This is a genomic window from Chryseobacterium sp. SIMBA_029, from assembly GCF_046535275.1.
Taxonomy (GTDB): domain Bacteria; phylum Bacteroidota; class Bacteroidia; order Flavobacteriales; family Weeksellaceae; genus Chryseobacterium.
In genome coordinates this window covers 1-243 of sequence record NZ_JAWRXA010000752.1, presented here as the reverse complement: position 1 = coordinate 243, position 243 = coordinate 1, and the positions used below count along the sequence as shown (strand labels likewise).

Genomic DNA, 243 nt, shown 5'->3' with positions numbered 1-243 from the left:
GGCGCTGTCGGGCACGCGCACGAAGGAACTCGACGGCGCGATGTCCAACAGCGTCGTGGCGGACGACACGAAGGGCCAGCTTCAGGTGCAAGTGACGAGCGATTACGCGCAGTCGCGGCTGGTACTCGGTTACAACACGCGGATTGCGGGCAACGAGGGGCGCAAGGAAGCGCGCGGTGAGGGCGTTGAACTCGCGACCGATGCAGAGGCGGTGATGCGCGCTGGACGCGGCATGCTGCTCAC

Annotated in this window: 1 protein-coding gene; it reads left to right on the top strand. The window is 66.7% G+C overall.

Features of this window, described 5'->3' with window-relative positions; translation table 11 throughout:
• Window positions 1-243 (top strand): type VI secretion system Vgr family protein (locus tag SB679_RS25940; RefSeq protein WP_410705263.1); only part of this gene is annotated, 243 nt, incomplete at both ends.